The organism is Rhodococcus sp. NPDC060176 (assembly GCF_042728675.1).
In the GTDB taxonomy this organism is placed as follows: Bacteria; Actinomycetota; Actinomycetes; order Mycobacteriales; family Mycobacteriaceae; genus Rhodococcus_F.
In genome coordinates this window covers 364899-382431 of the sequence record NZ_JBHWYS010000004.1, presented here as the reverse complement: position 1 = coordinate 382431, position 17533 = coordinate 364899, and the positions used below count along the sequence as shown (strand labels likewise).

18 protein-coding genes and 1 tRNA gene are annotated in these 17533 nt (G+C 61.0%); 11 read left to right on the top strand and 8 right to left on the bottom strand.

Annotated features, from left to right (window positions below):
* Positions 1-202 precede the first annotated feature (202 nt).
* Positions 203-376 carry a hypothetical protein gene (locus tag ACFWEM_RS21400; protein ID WP_378536751.1) on the top strand — a complete coding sequence of 58 codons (174 nt, stop codon included), beginning with the start codon at positions 203-205 and terminating at the stop codon, positions 374-376.
* Positions 377-565: 189 nt separating this feature from the next.
* Here the strand turns inward: ACFWEM_RS21400 and ACFWEM_RS21395 are convergent, their stop codons facing one another.
* The 3 genes from ACFWEM_RS21395 to ACFWEM_RS21385 all read right to left on the bottom strand — a co-directional run bounded on the left by ACFWEM_RS21395 (position 566) and on the right by ACFWEM_RS21385 (position 3198).
* Positions 566-1228 carry a TetR/AcrR family transcriptional regulator gene (locus ACFWEM_RS21395; RefSeq protein ID WP_378536749.1) on the bottom strand — a complete coding sequence of 221 codons (663 nt, stop codon included), beginning with the start codon at positions 1226-1228 and terminating at the stop codon, positions 566-568.
* A gap of 125 nt (positions 1229-1353) precedes the next feature.
* On the bottom strand, positions 1354-2265 hold the full coding sequence (locus tag ACFWEM_RS21390) for an SDR family NAD(P)-dependent oxidoreductase (RefSeq protein WP_378536746.1): 912 nt from the start codon (positions 2263-2265) through the stop codon (positions 1354-1356).
* A gap of 84 nt (positions 2266-2349) precedes the next feature.
* Positions 2350-3198 (bottom strand): MaoC/PaaZ C-terminal domain-containing protein, encoded by an 849-nt coding sequence (locus ACFWEM_RS21385; protein ID WP_378536743.1) that lies wholly within the window; start codon positions 3196-3198, stop codon positions 2350-2352.
* A 417-nt stretch (positions 3199-3615) separates the two neighbouring features.
* Between ACFWEM_RS21385 and ACFWEM_RS21380 the strand changes: the two genes are divergently transcribed.
* From ACFWEM_RS21380 to ACFWEM_RS21340, 9 genes are all read left to right on the top strand, one after another.
* The gene (locus ACFWEM_RS21380) at positions 3616-4029 is read left to right on the top strand and encodes a Zn-ribbon domain-containing OB-fold protein (protein ID WP_378536740.1); all 414 of its coding nucleotides are present in this window, start codon (positions 3616-3618) and stop codon (positions 4027-4029) included.
* Positions 4026-5183: a thiolase gene (locus ACFWEM_RS21375; RefSeq protein WP_378536737.1), complete on the top strand. Its 1158-nt coding sequence runs from the start codon at positions 4026-4028 to the stop codon at positions 5181-5183. Before ACFWEM_RS21380 ends, ACFWEM_RS21375 begins: the two co-directional genes overlap by 4 nt.
* A 90-nt stretch (positions 5184-5273) precedes the next feature.
* Entirely contained in the window at positions 5274-6557 is a 1284-nt protein-coding gene (locus ACFWEM_RS21370) for a cytochrome P450 (protein WP_378536734.1), read from the top strand.
* A 29-nt stretch (positions 6558-6586) separates the two neighbouring features.
* Positions 6587-6781 carry a ferredoxin gene (locus tag ACFWEM_RS21365; protein WP_378536731.1) on the top strand — a complete coding sequence of 65 codons (195 nt, stop codon included), beginning with the start codon at positions 6587-6589 and terminating at the stop codon, positions 6779-6781.
* 2 nt (positions 6782-6783) lie between these two features.
* Positions 6784-8022 carry an NAD(P)/FAD-dependent oxidoreductase gene (locus ACFWEM_RS21360; protein ID WP_378536728.1) on the top strand — a complete coding sequence of 413 codons (1239 nt, stop codon included), beginning with the start codon at positions 6784-6786 and terminating at the stop codon, positions 8020-8022.
* Entirely contained in the window at positions 8019-9122 is a 1104-nt protein-coding gene (locus tag ACFWEM_RS21355) for an NAD(P)-dependent alcohol dehydrogenase (protein ID WP_378536725.1), read from the top strand. Before ACFWEM_RS21360 ends, ACFWEM_RS21355 begins: the two co-directional genes overlap by 4 nt.
* A 19-nt stretch (positions 9123-9141) precedes the next feature.
* Positions 9142-10575, top strand: a complete 1434-nt coding sequence (locus ACFWEM_RS21350; RefSeq protein ID WP_378536722.1) for an aldehyde dehydrogenase family protein — start codon at positions 9142-9144, stop codon at positions 10573-10575.
* 250 nt (positions 10576-10825) lie between these two features.
* Complete coding sequence (locus ACFWEM_RS21345; RefSeq protein ID WP_378536720.1) at positions 10826-12391, top strand: AMP-binding protein; 1566 nt, start codon at positions 10826-10828, stop codon at positions 12389-12391.
* A 1618-nt stretch (positions 12392-14009) separates the two neighbouring features.
* The gene (locus ACFWEM_RS21340; protein ID WP_378536717.1) at positions 14010-14195 is read left to right on the top strand and encodes a hypothetical protein; all 186 of its coding nucleotides are present in this window, start codon (positions 14010-14012) and stop codon (positions 14193-14195) included.
* Positions 14196-14284: 89 nt separating this feature from the next.
* On the opposite strand, the gene ACFWEM_RS21335 is transcribed toward ACFWEM_RS21340, so the two are convergent.
* The 4 genes from ACFWEM_RS21335 to ACFWEM_RS21320 all read right to left on the bottom strand — a co-directional run bounded on the left by ACFWEM_RS21335 (position 14285) and on the right by ACFWEM_RS21320 (position 15763).
* Positions 14285-14375, bottom strand: a tRNA-Ser gene (locus ACFWEM_RS21335).
* Positions 14376-14431: 56 nt separating this feature from the next.
* Positions 14432-14623, bottom strand: a complete 192-nt coding sequence (locus ACFWEM_RS21330) for a CsbD family protein (RefSeq protein ID WP_003943869.1) — start codon at positions 14621-14623, stop codon at positions 14432-14434.
* Between the two features lie 138 nt (positions 14624-14761).
* Positions 14762-15223, bottom strand: coding sequence for a nucleoside deaminase (locus tag ACFWEM_RS21325; RefSeq protein WP_378536714.1), 462 nt, complete (start codon positions 15221-15223; stop codon positions 14762-14764).
* Positions 15224-15763 (bottom strand): tRNA adenosine deaminase-associated protein, encoded by a 540-nt coding sequence (locus ACFWEM_RS21320; protein WP_003943823.1) that lies wholly within the window; start codon positions 15761-15763, stop codon positions 15224-15226. It lies immediately after the preceding gene.
* Positions 15764-15811: 48 nt separating this feature from the next.
* On the opposite strand from ACFWEM_RS21320, the gene ACFWEM_RS21315 reads away from it, so the two are divergent.
* Positions 15812-16786 (top strand): prephenate dehydrogenase, encoded by a 975-nt coding sequence (locus tag ACFWEM_RS21315; protein WP_378537164.1) that lies wholly within the window; start codon positions 15812-15814, stop codon positions 16784-16786.
* Between the two features lie 26 nt (positions 16787-16812).
* Here ACFWEM_RS21315 and ACFWEM_RS21310 read toward each other — a convergent pair whose 3' ends face one another.
* Positions 16813-17400 (bottom strand): putative glycolipid-binding domain-containing protein, encoded by a 588-nt coding sequence (locus ACFWEM_RS21310; RefSeq protein WP_378536711.1) that lies wholly within the window; start codon positions 17398-17400, stop codon positions 16813-16815.
* Between the last annotated feature and the right edge of the window lie 133 nt (positions 17401-17533).

The window sequence follows — 17533 nt, the reverse complement described above, 5'->3', positions numbered from 1 at the left end:
ACCTGGGAGAACGCTGTGAAAGCGCTCCTCAGCAACCGAAGGCGAGGATGCAATCCGCAACCATTGGTAATCCTTTGGTAAAGTAGATTTTGCATTCCGGCCCCCAGCCTGGAGTGCACTGGCCGTGCGCATCGAATCATGCATCGATCCCGATGCGCACGGTCTGCCGAAACACGAATCACACCGGACGAGGGGGCTCGCGATGCCGGACCTCAGCCTCCTGAGCGACGACGAGTTGCGTGAGCGTCGAATCGCCCTCAGTCAATCACTGACTGCCGCAGCTGATTTGATCCCCACGCCGTCACCGTCGTTCTTCGAGAAGTTGAAGCAAGACATCGACGCGGCCACTGCCGAGTGGACCGCACGACGCTCGTGAGCGTCGTCAAGTCCGAGCATATTTCAGCGGCCAGTCCTGAAAGCCTACTCGCAGAGCCGATTTGAAACTCGGTACACATAGGTAACCCAAGCCTTCGGCCCCGACTTCGAAAGAAGTCGGGGCCGAAGTCCTGTCATGGCGACTTGTTCAGAGAACGTGCAATCAGCTCACGCCGCCTGGAGGGTTTTCTCAGTTATCGCTTACCGATTGACCGTTCAGGTCAGCAGTGTCCGCCGAAAGCAAGAGTTTCGCGGCCAGGCGGAGGCGCCGTTTAGCCTCGTCGACTGATGTGTGCCCATTCAGCCACCCGACAACACTGGCGCCCCACAAGGTCTCGAGCATGCCCATCGTGCGCGATTGCATTGGGGTGCAATGATGATCGGGACCCCACGCCTGAGTGGCCGCAATGTTGCCGAAAAGGGTGAACCAGGGTGCTGACTCATCGTTTTCTGCGGGGCGCTCGGCGCGGTCGGGGTCGTATTCACGCAACGTATTGTGGACGGCCATTGCAGCGTGGGCGAACCCTGGATCCCGGACCATCCCTTGGAACGCGCGGACGAACACTTCGCCCGCCCGCCCCGTCGCTGTCTTCTGTCGCGGCGGACGGCGAAGCACGTCCGCTGCTAGAGAGCCCAATTCCGATGTGACAGCTGCAATGATGAGGTCGTCTTTGGACGTGTAGTACTTGTACAGGGTTGAAAGGGCAGTCTGAGCAAGGCGAGCAACCTCCCGCATCTGCACGGCTTCGTAGCCACCAGCGGTTGCCAGCTCACGGGTCGCTTTCACGACTCGCTCGACACGGAAGGCCTTGGCCTCAGCTGTGCGGCCATTCACCTTTACTGCAGCGGCCATCCAGTCATTCCCCAATCATGTACCAGAAGCTGACACTGTCACGTCCCTTACCACGATATAGTCCCATCCCGACGCCAGCGCACGCCCTTAGGGCAGTGGCTTCCCTTTCATCCGGCATTCACCGGTCAGGAAGGGACCTGGGCCATGAAGATGGACGGGTGCAGACCGTCAGCCAACGGACGGAAGTCCTGCTCTACCTTTGCTGCCAGGTCTTCGAGGCTCCACGGCCCGTCGGACGTGACCGTGGAGACGACCTCAGGGCTGTTCCACAGTTTCACGTCGTAGCCCATGGCACCGATCGTGCGGCCAGACAGCCAATCGGAACTCGTTCCGGCAAGGTACGCGACGATGGGCGCGATGTTGTCCGGCGAGGCGGTGTCTTCGAAGCCACCGCCCATACTCTTCTCCTCGGGGACGGTTTGCGTCAGACGGGTAACCGCTCCCGGAGCGATAGCGTTGACCGTAACGCCGTATCGCCCTAGAGCGTTAGCCGTGGACGCGGTCAAGCCGACAATGCCCATCTTGGCTGCGGCATAGTTCGGCTGACCCGGCGACCCCTGCAACGCGGAATCGGAGGTGAAGTTGATGATGCGGTACTGGCCCTCCGGGTTTCGCTGCGCTCGCCAATAGGCTGCCGCCGGCTTGATCGTGCTGAAGTGGCCACGCAGATGAACTCGAATGACTGCATCCCAGTCTTCTTCCGGGAGGTTGAAGATCATCTTGTCACGCAGAATTCCTGCGACGTTGACGACGATGTCCAGCTTGCCGTAGTGCTCCAGAGCGAGATCGACCAGGCGTTGACCGGTCGCAACATCGGCGATGTCGCCGCCGTCCGAAACGGCTTCACCACCGCCGGCAACGATTTCGGCAGCGATGTCACGCGCCGGCCCTTGGTCTCCGCCCTGGCCATCCGTGGTCGAGCCGAGGTCGTTGATGACAAGCTTGGCGCCTTCGGCGGCGAACAATCTGCTGATCGACGCGCCGATACCTCGGCCGCCGCCGGTCACGATCGCTACGCGACCTTCGAGTGAACCCATGAATCTTTCCTTTGTTAATGCCGCGACAAACATCGCGACGAGTCTGTAACGGGGATGGGGTGTCTGTGGATTACGGCGGTGCCGTCAGCGGATTGTGGCGGTGCCGTGGTCGATGACCACGTCACCGATGTCGTCCACCGTCCGGAACCTCACACCGGTGCCGTCAACCCAGATCGAGGTAGTGATTGTCTGTCCGGGCAACAGAGGCTTGGTGAACCGCCCCGACATCGCAGTGAAGCGTGTGGGATCCGAATCGGCCACAGCATGCAGAAGAGCCCGGCCGACGTAGCCGTAGGTGCACATTCCGTGCAGGATCGGCGTGGAAAATCCACCGCGGGCGCTGAACGTGGGATCCGAATGCAAGGGATTCCGGTCCCCACTCAGTCGGTAGAGCAGCGCTTGATCCGGCCGAGTCGTATATGTGACAACGTGATCCGGCTTGTACCCCGGGAGTTCCCATGAGGTTGACGGCCCACGCTCACCGCCGAACCCTCCATAACCCCGGAAGAACGACGCCGACTCGATGGTTCCCACCAGCTGTCCGACAGAGTCGCGGGCGACGGTTTCCATCGTGAGCAAGGCACCGGATCCCTTGTCGTACACGCCGGTGATCTTGGTGGCGGTTTCAACGCGACCGTCAGTCGGGAGCGGGCCCGTCAGGCTGAACGATTGCGACGCATGCAAGAGCTTGCTGTAGTCGACGTCGTCGGGTAGCGAGGGCCCGTCTCCGGCGGTAGAGAATGCGACATTGGCGAACGTCGGGAGAACCTTCTGCGCAATGCTGTCGCTGTTTTCCGTGGTGAACTCCAACTCGTCGAGCGGGTCCGCCTGACCGGCGCCGACGCCCAGGGCGTACAGCAGAGCGTCTTTCGACGACCACGTCTTCCAGACAGACTTGCCGGCAAGTCCGACGAGTGAGCTGTCGATCGGCATGAAGGACCTCAATTCCATCCAACTAGATGTTTACGGGAGCGAAGCGGGGTTACCGGACGGTATCTGTCAGTTCAATCAGCTTGAACTCCGAAAGCGTTGTCCGACAAGTTACTACACTTAAAGAGAACACGTTACGTATGTGGTTGGCAAGCCCGCATCCAAAGTCGCCAATCTGATTTCTCGAACTTCCCAGCCAAACCTTGACATCCGGCATGAACTGGATCACTCTGATCGTGACAGAACGCGTTCCGTTTATCGAAGCGACACAAAGTTCGCCCAGTCCAAAGAAACGTAACAGATGGTATTTCGCCGAAACGAGTGCAGCGGAACGCGTTCTACTTAGAAGACAGTGCGGAACGTATTCCGTTGAATGTCTTGATGACCCATCGTAGAGCCACGCGACGAAAGGACTGTCCCTTGACAGGGCCTGTACCGGTTCCGACCCCAGCCACCGCTCCCTATTGGGAAGGTGCACAGCGGGAGGAATTCACCATTCAACAATGTAAGTCGTGCGAACAGCACTACTTCTATCCGCGCCCCTTCTGCCCGTTTTGCAACTCCGACGACGTGGCGTGGACCCCAGTCAGTGGCCGAGGCCGACTGGTGTCCTACGTGATCAACTATCGACCGACTCCACCATTCGACCCGGCGACTCCCATCGTCGTCGCCCTGGTCGAACTCGAGGAGGGACCCCGTCTGATGAGCAACGTGATCGGGGTGGATCCCGAGCCTGAAAACCTTCCGCTCGACCTGAAGCTCGAGGTCACGTTCGTCGAACGTGGAGACCTGAAGCTCCCTATGTTCACGCCGTTGCAGGAGTCGGTCCGATGACATCAATGCACAACGGAAACATTGCGATCGTCGGCGCGTCGGAGACCACCGAAATCGGCGTACTGCCGGACATGTCTGTCCTCGATCTACATGCCAACGCCGCCCGCAACGCAATGGCCGACGCCGGCCTCACACCCGCGGACATCGACGGCGTCGCGACCACCGGACTAGGACCCTTCGAGGTCACTCACCATCTCGGTATAACCCCTCGCTGGCTGGATGGAACAGGCGTCGGCGGCTGCAGTTTCATGCTTCACCTACGCCACGCCGCAGCCGCCATTGCTTCTGGTGCCGCTGACGTTATTCTCGTGACACACGGAGAGTCCGGCAGATCCCGCATTGGCGTGCCACCATGGCCGCTGGCTTTGAACTCCATGACCGGTCAGTTCGAGACTGTCTACGGCGCAACCATGCCGTATTCGACCTTTACTCTTCCTGCGCTGGGCTTTCTGCACGAGCGTGGAATGACCATCGAACACCTGGCCGAACTGGTCGTTTCCCAGCGCAACTGGGCGCTCGACAATCCGCGGGCTTTCCGCCGCAAGCCGACGTCAGTCGACCAAGTGCTGGCTGGTCCGCGCGTGGCGTACCCGTTCACCCGCGACATGTGCTGTGTGCAAACCGACGGCGGCGGCGCCTTGATCCTCACCAGCGCAGAACGAGCAGCCGACATGCCGGGATCCGATCGGCATCTCTACCTTCTCGGATCCGGTGAAGCCTCCGAATCTACATTGGTTTCACAGATGAAGGACCCCGGATCGTTCGGTGGATTCCGTCGCGCGGGCACAGAAGCGTTCGCCACGGCCGGAATCACCCACGACGACGTCGACCATGTGATGGCGTACGACGCCTTCGCCCACGTCCCGCTGTACATGCTCGAAGATCTCGGGTTTGTCGGCTTCGGTGAATCGGGAGACTTTGTCGCCGAAGGACATACGTCCAAGGGCGGCCGACTTCCGATGAACACCAACGGCGGTGGAATGTCCTACAGCCACAGCGGTATGTACGGAATGTTCGCAATCCAGGAAGCCGTGCGCCAACTACGCGGGGAAGCGTGCGAGCAGGTTCCCGACGTCGAAATCAGCTTCGTTCAGGGAGTCGGGTACTACTTCGGCGCCGCCGGCAGTTTGGTCCTCTCGAACCGACGTCCGTAAAGCGATCTTCGGCTAGCCGACTGCTACACCCCGACGATTAGAAACTTCGTCGACTGAACACCCCCGCTGGAGCCACAGAAAGGCACCTGGATGACCACTTCAATTCCATCCACCGAGCACCCGCTGACGGCGCCGGACATCGATATCACCAGCATCGAGTTCTGGAATCGGCCATTTGCCGAGCGGGACAAGACATTCGAATGGCTGCGCAAGAATGCTCCGCTGAGCTGGCACAAGCCTCTGGACCGCCCACACTTCAAACCCGACCACGGCGAGCCCGGGTTCTGGGCAGTCGTCAAGAGTGCAGATATCGCCTTCGTCAGTCAGAACCACGAAATCTTCAGCTCCGATCAACTGAAGTGGCGGGGGGTGGGGTTCGCGCCGAAAGATCCGGAAATGTACGGGGGACAGAATTTCGTGATGATGGATCCGCCCGATCACACTCGATTCCGCCAGATCATCAGCTCCGGGTTCACGCCGAAGGCAGTCAAGCGTCTGCGCGACAAGATCGAAGAACGTGCCGAACAAATCGTCGCTCGAGTAGTCGGCGCGGGCGAATTCGACTTCGTCACCGAAGTCGCGTCGAAGCTGCCTATGCTCACGATCGCCGATCTCGTCGGTGTACCCGAGAGCTTGGTCCAAGACTTCGCGAAGGCCGGCGACAACCTTGTCGGTGCCGCCGACCCCGAGGTGTGCCCGGAGGGGATGTCACCGGTCGAGTTCACCGTGCAGCAGATCGAGATCTTGGCGCAGATCGGCAACGACCTGGTCGATTTCCGTCGCAGGAACCCGGCCAACGACATCGCCACGGCACTGGCCAACACCGAATTCGACGGTAAACCGCTCTCCGAGTCGGACGTCACTGCCATGATGCTCTTGCTCAGTGTCGCCGGCAATGACACCACCAAGCAGACCACCAGCCACACCGCCATGTCGCTGGCCAAGAATCCGGACCAGAAGCGATGGCTGACGGAAGACTTCGACGGCCGCATCGCGCAGTCGATCGAGGAGTTCATTCGCCACGCCTCACCCGTCCAGGAATTTGCACGCACAGCCACTGCGGACGTCGAGGTGGGTGGACGACAGATCAACAGGGGCGACAAGCTCGTCATGTTCTACTGCTCGGGCAACCGTGATGAGGACACCTTCGACGATCCTCATCGATTCGACCTGCAGCGCAGCCCCAACAACAACCATGTTGCCTTCGGCGGTGGCGGGGTCCACTACTGCCTTGGCCACATGGTCGCCAAAGCCCAACTGCGAGCGCTGTACTCACAGATTCTCACCAAACTTCCCACCATGGAGGTTGGCGAGCCGGTGTACCTCTTCAGCGAATTCATCAACGGGATCAAGCACCTCCCGGTACGCGTGTAACAACCCCAGTAAAGAACAGGAACGGCGCTATGAAAATCATTGTCGATCGCGGACGGTGCACCGGAATCGGGATCTGCGAATCCGTAACCGAAGACTACTTCGAGGTAGCCGACGACGGATCGCTGATTCTTCACAAGGAATTGGTCGATGCCGGCGACGAAGCTCTCGTCCGGGAGGCAGTTCGTGCGTGCCCGGCCAAAGCGCTGACCCTCGACGAGACGTAACCGTGAGCACAACAGATATCGATCACGGCGCGGGACTCGTTGTCGTCGGAGCGTCACTGGCGGGCCTGCGGGCCGCGGAGTCCGCCCGCCTGGCAGGGTACGAGGGACCGATCACTCTGGTCGGCGACGAACTCCATCTTCCCTACGACCGGCCTCCCCTGAGCAAGCAGTTCCTGAAAGACGGCGCCGAGGTCGACTATCACACCACCGCGGAGGAGCTCGCCTCCCTGGATGTGAAGCTTCTCCTCGGGGCACCGGCGACCGGGCTGGACCCGGAGTCGCACCGCGTCCGGGTCGGAGACAACGACTGGATTCCCTACCAGAAGTTGATCATTGCGACAGGTGCGTCACCACGCTCGTTGCCCCACGCCCCGGATTTGGACGGCGTTATCGCGCTTCGCACGATCGATGACGCACTCGCCCTCCGCGAAAGACTGCGCCCCGGAACAAAGCTCGTGATAGTCGGCGCCGGATTCATCGGGTCCGAGCTCGCGTCGTCCGCCCGAGACCGAGGCGCAGACGTGACGATCGTCGAGGCTGCGCCCATTCCACTCGTCCGCGCAGTCGGTGAGACCGTCGGCCAGACACTCGCAAAGCTGCACGAACGCAACGGAATTCCACTCTTGTGCGACGTCCAGGTCGAAGAGCTGATCGGCACCACCCACGTCGAGGCCGTTCGGCTCAGTACCGGCACTTCGCTGCCCGCTGAGCTCGTCGTCGTCGGCGTGGGAGCGGCTCCCGCAACCGGGTGGCTGGCAGATTCGGGCATCGAACTACATCCGGTAGACGGCGGGGTGATCGCAAACGAGTTCCTTCAAACCTCGCTCGAAGACGTCTATGCGGCAGGCGATGTGGTCCACTGGCCCAACCCCGCGTTCGACGGACTCTCAGTGCGACTCGAGAACTGGACGAATGCTGCTGATCAGGCGAACCAGGCAGCTGTCAATGCCGTCGCACCCGAGGATGCCAAGCCTTACGAGACAGTCCCCTACTTCTGGAGCGACTGGTATAAGAGCCGAATCCAGTTCGTAGGCACCGCAGTCGCCGACGAAGTTGTCTTCGCTTCCGGCGATCCGGAGGCTGACAAATTCGTGGCGCTGTACCGCTCGGGTGATCGCCTGGTCGGCGCCGCCACCTTGAACGAACAACGCAAGATCATGAAGTTGCGCCGCATTATTGCCAAAAAAGGCACCTGGGCAGATGCGCTCGAGCTCCTCAACCCCACGGAGAAGAAATCATGACCACTACCGCAACGGCCGCCGTACTGCGTAACGGCGACGGCAAGTTCGAACTCGAGGAGATCGAGCTCGGGCCGCTTGCACCGGACGAACTTCTCGTGAAGGTAGTCGGCGCAGGGATGTGTCACACCGACCTCCACATACTCGATCCCGATTTGGTCGAGCAGATGGGGCCGATCATTCTCGGCCACGAAGGCTCCGGCATCGTCGAAGAGGTTGGTAGCGGGGTCCGAGGCATCGAGGTCGGTGACCACGTGCTGATCAGTTTCGATGCCTGCGGTCACTGCCGCAACTGCCGGTCCGGAATCCCTTCCTACTGTGACGAATTCTTTTCTCGCAATGTTACGGGGCGTCGCACGGACCTCAGCACGAGCGCGGTCGATCAGAACGGCCTCCCGCTGGCGAACCGATGGTTCGGGCAATCCTCCTTCGCCACGCACGCCATCGCAACCGAGCGCAATCTGGTCGTGGTGGACAAATCACTCCCACTCGAGCTTCTCGGCCCTCTCGGCTGCGGCTTGCAGACCGGAGCCGGTTCAGTCCTCAATGAGATGAAACTTGCTGCCGGACAGAGCATTGCAGTGTTCGGAGCAGGTGGCGTCGGCCTTGCCGCTGTGATGGCTGCCAAGGCTGCAGGCGCACGCGACATCGTCGTCGTCGACCTGGTCGACGCCAGGCTCGAAACAGCGTTGGAAGTCGGCGCCACCCGTACAGTCCGCGGCGACACGCCTGACCTCGTCGAAGCGATCAAGAACGGCGGACGCGGACTCGACTTCTCCTTCGAGACAACCGGTGTGCCCTCGGTGATCACGGCAGCTATCAGCGTCCTCGACATGCCGGGTAAAGCGGTGTTGGTAGGTGGAAGCCAGGCGAAAATCGAAATCGACCAGACTTTGTTGACCGGCCGGACCGTGACGTATGCCCTGGAAGGGACTTCGATCCCACAGATCTTCCTTCCCCAGCTCGTGGATCTGTGGCAGCGCGGTTGGTTCCCCTTCGACAAGCTCGTCCAGACCTACCCGCTCGAACAGATCAACCAGGCCGTGGAGGATTCGCTCTCCGGCAAGACCATCAAGCCGGTGCTGACGCCGGCACAACACTGACCACGAAATGGGATCGAGAATGACCTCAACGGATTCGCTTGCATTATCGGCGGCAGCAACCTCGAATGGACGCGATCTCCTCACCACCGGCACCTTCGGTGTGATCAACCCCGCGACAGGCGAGGTATTCGCTCAGGCTCCGTCCGTCACACCGGATCAGCTCGACGAGGTGTTCGCCGCAGCTCAGAATGCGTACACATCGTGGCGGATCGACGAGGAATTCCGTCGTAGCGCATTGCGCCAAGCAGCAGACGTCATCGAAAGCCGGATCAGCGAACTCGCCCCGATCCTGACCTTCGAACAGGGCAAATCGCTCGCCGACTCCACGATGGAATTCCATATTGCGGCGACGTGGCTGCGCTACTTCGCAGATCTCGAGATCCCGCGGGAAATCATCCGAAACGACGCAGAGGCGTTCGAGGAGGTCACCCGTCGACCGTTGGGCGTCGTCAGTGCCATAACCCCGTGGAATTTTCCGATCACGCTCGCGATGTGGAAGATTGCGCCGGCACTACGGGCGGGCAACACGATCGTCGTCAAACCGTCGCCGTACACGCCGCTGGCAACACTTGCGCTCGCCCGAATTCTCCGTGGCACCTTCCCTGACGGTGTGCTGAACGTGGTCACCGGGCCTGATCCCCTTGGCGCAACCATGGTTTCGCACCCCGTTCCGCGGAAAGTCAGCTTTACCGGGTCAACCGCGGTCGGGCGAAAGGTCGCACTCGGGGCTGCCGACGACCTCAAGCGCATCACTCTGGAACTCGGCGGAAACGATCCCGCCGTCATCCTCGGCGACGTGGACGTGGAGAAGATCGCACCCAGCCTCTTCCGAAGCGCATTCACCAACAACGGACAGATCTGCCTCGCGATCAAGCGAGTGTACGCACACGAAAGTATCCAACCCCAGCTGGTCGAGGCACTCAGTGCAATCGCCAGATCCGTCAAGGTCGACGAGGGGACCGTCGAGGGAACAGAACTCGGGCCTATCAACAACAAGCCGCAGTTCGAACGGGTCAAGGAATTGATTGCGGACGCGGTGGGCAACGGCGCGCGGGCCACCGCCGGCGGCAAACCAATTGACCGGGACGGCTACTTTCATCAGCCGACCATCCTCGACCAGGTCAACGACGGAATGCGCATCGTCGACGAAGAGCAATTCGGCCCGGTGCTTCCCATCATCTCGTTCCGCGACGAAGCCGACGCCATCGTCCGCGCCAACCGAAGTGAGTACGGTCTCACCGCATCTGTGTGGTCGGGGGATGCCGACCACGCCGCCCGGCTCGCACCGCAATTCGACGCCGGGCAGGTCTCGATCAACGCGCACGGTGCAGGTGTACTCCCCCACCTCCCCTTCGGTGGTCACAAGCACAGCGGCGTCGGAGTGGAAAACGGCCCTTGGGGTCTGCACAGCTTCACCGAACTACAGGTGATCGCAGGTCCCTCGCGCCAGTAACGACAGGCCTTTCATTCTGATCGTCACCCGGATTACCGCTCGACAAAGATGCGGCTGACGGCCACGCCGCGTCGACGCAAAAGGTGCGGTCTGCCCTTGGCAACCAACGTCCGGAGAGTTGGACGTTGGTTGCCATCGGGTTTCCAGTGGTGACGGTGATCAGTACGCGTTTGCGATCCCGACGACACACCCCCGAAAACTAAGAACACTTCGCAATAGTCACCGAAATCCCTCCAGAAAGAGGACACTCATGTCTACCGTGGTCAACAGCGAGCGCGAGGATCACCAACAACCGTCTGATCCTTCAGAGGGCGGAGCCTGGCTGCTTGGCCAAACTGACCCCACTCGGCCCGCAATCGTAATCGACGGCAAGACAAAAACTTTCGGCGAGCTCATTCGTAAGGTCAACCAGCTCAGCAACAAGTTCACCGCTGCGGGTCTGCACAGGGGCGACGTCGTCGCGGGTCTGCTGTCGAACGGTGCCGAGTACTACGAAATTGCCCTGGCATGCACGCAGAGTGGTTTGTATTTCGTTCCGATCAATACTCATCTGGCTGCGCCCGAAGTTGAATACATCGTGCGTGATTCCAGTGCGTCAGTACTCATCACGCACGCAGAACTCGCCGACAAGGTCGTCGGCCGTGTCGAAGACGCAGTGCCGCACCGAGTGGTTATCGGTAGCGCGCCGGCCGACTGGTCCAGCTACGAATCCTTCACCGATGTCTCGGACGAGACTCCCGCCACACGGACCCTCGGCTCGCTGATGATGTACACGTCCGGAACCACGGGACGGCCGAAGGGCGTACGCCGACCGCTACCCGATGCAACGCCCGAGAGTTCTCTCGAAGCGGGTGCTCAGCATTTGGCGACGGTGGGGATACCGCCGGGAACACCTGGACGTCATTTGGTTTGCTCGCCCGTGTATCACGCTGCGCCCGGCGGCAATTCACTGATGATTCTGCATGCCGGCCACACGCTGTACATCTTGCCGGGCTTCAACGCCGAAGATGTTCTTCGGTCGATCAGCGACAACGCAATCACTACCTCCCACATGGTTCCGACGCACTTTCAACGACTCCTCGATTTGCCGGCCGGCGTTCGAGTCGGTGCCGATGTTTCGAGCATCCAGTCCCTGCTTCACGCCGGTGCCCCGTGCCCCACGGCGACCAAGCGCGCGATGATCGATTGGTTCGGCCCGGTGCTGTGGGAGTACCTCGGCTCCACGGAGGGCCACGCGGCCACGTGCTCCACGCAAGAGTGGCTCGAACATCCGGGCACTGTTGGGCGACCGGCACCGGGTGCCGTAGTACTCCGGGGGCTGGACGGAGAACAAGCTGCTCCGGGCGAAGAGGGCACTATCTACTTCAAGTCTCACCCGTTCGAATACCTGGGTGACCCCGAGAAGACCGCTGCGGCGCGCTGGGGCGACTTCGCCACGTCAGGAGACGTCGGACGCTTCGACGACGACGGCTACCTGTACGTACTGGACCGGCGTGCGGATCTGATTCTCACCGGCGGCGTGAACGTGTACCCAGCGGAGGTCGAGGGCGCACTGCTCGAACATCCCGGCGTCGACGATGTCGGAGTTATCGGTGTTGCCGACCCCGAGTGGGGTCAGAAAGTGGTGGCGGTCGTTCAGCTTGCATCCGGATTCAACGGCGACGACGGCCTTCGTGCGGCGCTGGACCTGCACGTACGTGAGCAGATCGCCGGATTCAAACGACCGCGCGAATACATCTTCGTGGAGGACTTTCCGCGGTCAGCCGCCGGCAAGGTGTCTCGCGCAAAACTGCGGGAACTTGCCAACGGTCAGTAGTACTTGTCCGGCACAGCTTTTCAGTCTCACGAGCTTTCAATCCGTCACGGCAGAGGGGTTGGGCCGCCCGGCAGAAACAGGTCCCCAGAGGAACGACAACAGCCCGACCTTCGAAGTAACGAACGGCTTTGTCGTTGAACGGGTTTTACACCGCGACTGGGGCGGGCCTCCCCTATTAGATGGAGAGTGGCTCCTGATCTCCCCCGAGGTCGGGAGCCGCTCTCGTCCCAACGACGGATTTCTGCCCAATCCGAATATTTGTTCCTTGACTAAGGATTACGTTTCGGAGCGACGGATCCGCCCCGGCTTTAGGGACACGGGCTTCGACCTGGCCGGTCGCCCGATACTACGGCCGGAGCGTGTCCGTCCCCGGCAGTCGGCAGCATTCGGGACCCACAAAAAGCTCCCCACCTGAGTGAACAGGTGGGGAGCTTTGGCGGTGGCGGAGGGATTTGAACCCCGAGATAACGCTGAATCACCCGGTTTCAAGGTGAAGTGTGGTTAAGTGTGGCCACGAAAACGCGCCCACGGTTGACCATTTCCCGGAGCCGGGAAGCTATTTGCGATCCAGATCGGTAACTCACCGCAACCGTGTCTCAATTCCAGGAAAAGAGACACCCTCCAGTTTCGAAAGAGAGCGTCGGCTGTGGAGTTTAGCGGTAGATGGCGGTGGTCTACGGCCTATTCGTGGCGTTAGTCGCCGATGACGAAGATGCTCGCGGCGGCCTCGACCAACTATTTGGGACCCCGTCAGGCAGAGCTCAAACTGTCATCCACATGCGGTCGGCCGATCTTCTCTACAAGTCGGGGGCGGTTAGTGGCCCTGCGCCTTCTAATGAGAAGGGGATCGTGGAACCGTTCGCCATCGCCACGATCACGTTGACGATAGCAAAGAGGACGTTATTCATTTCTAATTCACCTCCTCTCTTCGTTTAGAGCCCGGCAGCATTCGTTGCTGCATACAGGGCAGAGGTGCCGGTTTTCAAAGATCTTCGGGGAGGTTGCACGACGCTAATGTGAAAGTCCTCGAAACTGGGGTATTTCTTCGAGCTTTATCCGGCTCTCCGGGATCCGGAGCGCATGAGTTGATCCACAATGATCCGAGCAGGCACAAGATGTAAGTTGGTGCGGGTTTTCAATGTGCCGGCCGTTGGTCGTGCAGTGGGACTTACGATTAGAACTGTCCGGCACTGAGGAAGAATACGTACTTGATTCTTTTTGAAGGTGATTTTTGACGGATCTGGATCTTTTCACAGTTGTGATTGTGAGAAGACCTGCACACTTGCGTGAGTTGTGGTCCTCGGCGTCCAGGTGCGCTACGGCAGATCGTTTGTGCCGTATTCAACTAGTAAACTGTGCGGAGCCCGAGCGCAGACAGTTTCCAAACCCATTGGTTGGTAGTCGCGCTCGGATCACTGATGGAAGGCAAACGAACCGAGGTACCGGCGACCATCGGCTTCAAGGTCGACGGCGCTCTCCTGAACCTCACTCACCTGAAATTCTCAGCCGACGACGTTGCACGTCTGGCTCACGAGTCAGGACAACATCGGGTTCAGGTGCTCATCTCGCCTACACAGAACTGCACTGGGGCGAACTGGTGGCACTGAGGGTAAAAGATGTGGAGTTCTTGCACCGCCGGATTACCGTCCACGACAATGCCGTGCAGCTCGGAGTCCATCACGCGGAGGGCCTGACCAAGATTCTCCGGACCCGATCGGTGCCCGTCCCTCAGTTCATCCTCGACGAGCTGTCTCGCCGGTGCGTCGGCAAGGCGTTGACGGATCTGGTCTTTCCTGGCCCGTGAGTGTGGCCGAAAAGTGGCCACAAGTGGCTGAAGATTCGCACGAATTGACACAAAAAAGCTCCCCACCTGTGTGAACAGGTGGGGAGCTTTGGCGGTGGCGGAGGGATTTGAACCCTCGGACGGGGGTTACCCGTCACACGCTTTCGAGGCGTGCTCCTTAGGCCGCTCGGACACGCCACCGCTGGTGACTTTACCGGATGGAGTGCCCCTGACCGAAATCGCCAGGTGGAGCGGTATTACGTGAGCTTGTCCTTGATGCTGGACGCGGCGTCCTTGACCTTCTCGCCTGCATCCTTGACGGCCGATTTCACCTGGTCGCCCTTGCCTTCGTTTTCGAGGTCCCGGTCACCGGTAGCGCTGCCAGCAGCTTCCTTGGCCTTGCCCCCGAGGTCTTCGGCCTTGTTCTGAGCCTTGTCTGCGATTCCCATGAGTTCTCCTCCGTGAACGCGAACGAATCGCCTTCCGACGATCCGCCGATACCCTGACGGCATCTGCCTCCACCATGCCCTCGTTTACCGGTTCCGGCTACCCGAGTGTGCGATCACTCTCGATGGGGAATAGCGATTTCAGGCTCGCTGCTCGCGGAAGAAATCTTCCAAAAGCCCAGCGCATTCGTCCTCGAGGACGCCTCCGCGGACTTGCGGTCGATAGGTCAATCTTTTATCTCGAACTACGTCCCATAATGATCCGACGGCACCGGTTTTCGGCTCCCACGCCCCGAAAACGACTCGGGAGACCCGGGCGAGGACCAGAGCGCCGGCGCACATCGTGCAGGGCTCGAGCGTGACCGCCAGCGTCGCACCTTCCAGACGCCAGCCGTCGCCGTAGATTTTCGCGGCAGCACGCAATGCGACGATCTCGGCGTGCGCAGTCGGATCGGACGACGCTTCCCTGGCATTGGCAGCGCGAGCAACCTCGGCGCCGTCTGCGTCGAACACCACGGCGCCGACCGGTACGTCGGCGTCGGAAGCGGAGCGTGCAGCCACGATGGCCGCACGGATCATGCGCTGATCGTCAGCGAGAGTCATCTAGCGCGGGAGCTTGTCGAGCGCTGCGCCGAACTCGGATGCGAACCCGAGTCGCTGCGCGATCATCCCCAACTGCTCGTCCGGATACAGATCGGTCTCGGCCGCGATGACGGCGAGTACGGGTTCCGGCAGGCCCAGATCGGCCAGGACGGACAGATCTCCCTCTTCCCACGGCTCGACATCATCGAGGTCGTCCGGGTCGATGTCGGGGATCTCGATGTGCAAGGCGTCGAGGACGTCGGCTGCGATGTCGTAGTCGATGGCGGCGGTCGCGTCGGAAATCAGCAACTGCGTGCCGGACGGGGCCGGACGCAACACGATGAAGAACTCGTCGTCGACGTCGAGAAGGCCGAAGACGGCACCCGAACTTCGCAACTCACGCAGCTGCGTTTCGGCGGCCGAGAGCGAGGTCAACGCGTCGGGCGTCAGTGCTTTGACCGTCCAACGCCCCTCTTCACGGACCACCGCGACACCGAAGCCTTCAAGCTCCTCCGACTGGTTCGAAGAGGCGCTCTTGTTACCCGCGCGCTGTGCACCCATGGCGCAACGGTAGCCCGCCTGGTGCCAGTGAGTGAAGTCCGAGCATCGATGTGCCAACCTGAACTCGTGTCTGCGATCGATTCCGCCCCACCAGTCTGCGTTCTCGGCCTCGGATTGATCGGCGGTTCGCTGCTTCGAGCCGCCGTCCGATCCGGCCGTCGAGCATGGGGTTACAACCGTTCCGTCGAGTCCGCCGACGCCGCCCGAGCCGACGGTTTCGACGCCGACACCGACCTGGTTTCCACACTGCGCAGGGCGAACGAGAGCGGTGCCGTCATCGTGATCGCCGTGCCCATGCCTGCCGTCGACGCCACCTTGGCGGCAATCGCCGCGCATGCGCCGAACAATCCGATCACCGACGTCGTCAGCGTCAAGGGTGAAGTGAAAGCCGCTGTCGAACGAGCGGGCTTGAGCGCCAAGTTCGTGGGCGGACATCCGATGGCCGGGACCTCGGCATCAGGTTGGGCGGTCGGGGATGCCGATCTGTTCGTCGACGCCGTGTGGGTAGTGGCAACCGACGAGGGCGTCGACGCAGACGTGTGGAAGCAGGTTGCCGATCTCGCACTCGACTGCGGCTCGGTGGTCGTGCCTGCCGAATCTCTTGAGCACGATCGAGCAGTCGCGCGTATCTCGCACTTGCCTCACCTGCTTGCGGAAACACTTGCGATCACGGGAGCGGCCGGCGGCGAACTGGCACTCGGGCTGGCTGCCGGATCATTTCGCGACGGCACTCGCGTGGCGGGAAGCGCACCCGGCCTGGTGCGGGCGATGTGCGAGGGCAACCGCGACGCCCTGCTGGTCGCGCTGGACGAAGCGCTCGACCTTCTGCAGGGTGCACGTACCGATCTGCTCGACAACGGCTCGACGGCCCGATTGGTGGACGCAGGGTTCGCTGCGCGCGGCGAATACCAGTCGCACGAGCGTTGGGACATCGAAGATATTCACGTCGGAGAACCCGACTGGATCGACCGGATGCGAGACGCCGGTCGACGCGGTGGCGTCATCCGGCGATCCGCAACCTAGAGATACGAAACCTGGAACTACGAAACCTAGATACGAGTTGCCAGACCCGGGTAGTCGAGGACAAAACCTTCGGTGTCGACGGACAGCGTCGAGCTGGACACCGGGGACAACACACTGATTCCGTCGGTGCCGCTGCTGTACGTGATGGTCGCGCCCTCGACGCGCAGGTCGAGAAGGTTGACGTAGACGACCGGAACCTCGGCGTCTTCGATGTCGTTCTGCAGGCCGACGCGGCGGATGGGCAGCGTGTTGAAGAACGGGCTGAGGATCACGTCGACGTCGAGTGCACCGTCGAACGCCGAGCGCTGATGGCTCGCGCCGTTCTCGACCATCCAGGTGCCTTCTTCGTCCCGGCTGATCGACATCTGACGCTCACCGGCAGCCAAGGCAGTCCGAACGGAGAGCCTGCGGGTGATGCCGGCCTCGTCGGTAACCAGGTCGTATGACGCGCTGAATGCCGGGTGATCGCTGCAGGCTCCACCGATGATCCGGCCGGAAGCCTTGATGCGATTTCCGTTCAGCTGCACACGAACAGACTCCATACGAGGAGCGTTGTGGGCCTGCCAGGTCAATACCGCGGGCCAGGACGCGTCATCGGAAGGTTGGATGCTCACCCGACCACGGTAATGGACGAACGGGCGGGGAGCACCGCTGGTTCGGGTTATTGCTTCGATCAGGGACCTTTTAGGGACTTCGATCGGTCCCGAAGATCTCGATGTAAGGCGTTTCACAACGGATCCTCCGTAA

Bases quoted from the DNA above. Each gene is read 5' to 3' on its own strand.
- ACFWEM_RS21400 (WP_378536751.1), top strand. From the start codon at position 203: ATGCCGGACCTCAGCCTCCTGAGCGACGACGAGTTGCGTGAGCGTCGA.
- ACFWEM_RS21395 (WP_378536749.1), bottom strand. From the start codon at position 1,228: ATGGCCGCTGCAGTAAAGGTGAATGGCCGCACAGCTGAGGCCAAGGCC.
- ACFWEM_RS21390 (WP_378536746.1), bottom strand. From the start codon at position 2,265: ATGGGTTCACTCGAAGGTCGCGTAGCGATCGTGACCGGCGGCGGCCGA.
- ACFWEM_RS21385 (WP_378536743.1), bottom strand. From the start codon at position 3,198: ATGCCGATCGACAGCTCACTCGTCGGACTTGCCGGCAAGTCTGTCTGG.
- ACFWEM_RS21375 (WP_378536737.1), top strand. From the start codon at position 4,026: ATGACATCAATGCACAACGGAAACATTGCGATCGTCGGCGCGTCGGAG.
- ACFWEM_RS21370 (WP_378536734.1), top strand. From the start codon at position 5,274: ATGACCACTTCAATTCCATCCACCGAGCACCCGCTGACGGCGCCGGAC.
- ACFWEM_RS21365 (WP_378536731.1), top strand. From the start codon at position 6,587: ATGAAAATCATTGTCGATCGCGGACGGTGCACCGGAATCGGGATCTGC.
- ACFWEM_RS21355 (WP_378536725.1), top strand. From the start codon at position 8,019: ATGACCACTACCGCAACGGCCGCCGTACTGCGTAACGGCGACGGCAAG.
- ACFWEM_RS21350 (WP_378536722.1), top strand. From the start codon at position 9,142: ATGACCTCAACGGATTCGCTTGCATTATCGGCGGCAGCAACCTCGAAT.
- ACFWEM_RS21345 (WP_378536720.1), top strand. From the start codon at position 10,826: ATGTCTACCGTGGTCAACAGCGAGCGCGAGGATCACCAACAACCGTCT.
- ACFWEM_RS21330 (WP_003943869.1), bottom strand. From the start codon at position 14,623: ATGGGAATCGCAGACAAGGCTCAGAACAAGGCCGAAGACCTCGGGGGC.
- ACFWEM_RS21325 (WP_378536714.1), bottom strand. From the start codon at position 15,223: ATGACTCTCGCTGACGATCAGCGCATGATCCGTGCGGCCATCGTGGCT.
- ACFWEM_RS21320 (WP_003943823.1), bottom strand. From the start codon at position 15,763: ATGGGTGCACAGCGCGCGGGTAACAAGAGCGCCTCTTCGAACCAGTCG.
- ACFWEM_RS21315 (WP_378537164.1), top strand. From the start codon at position 15,812: ATGTGCCAACCTGAACTCGTGTCTGCGATCGATTCCGCCCCACCAGTC.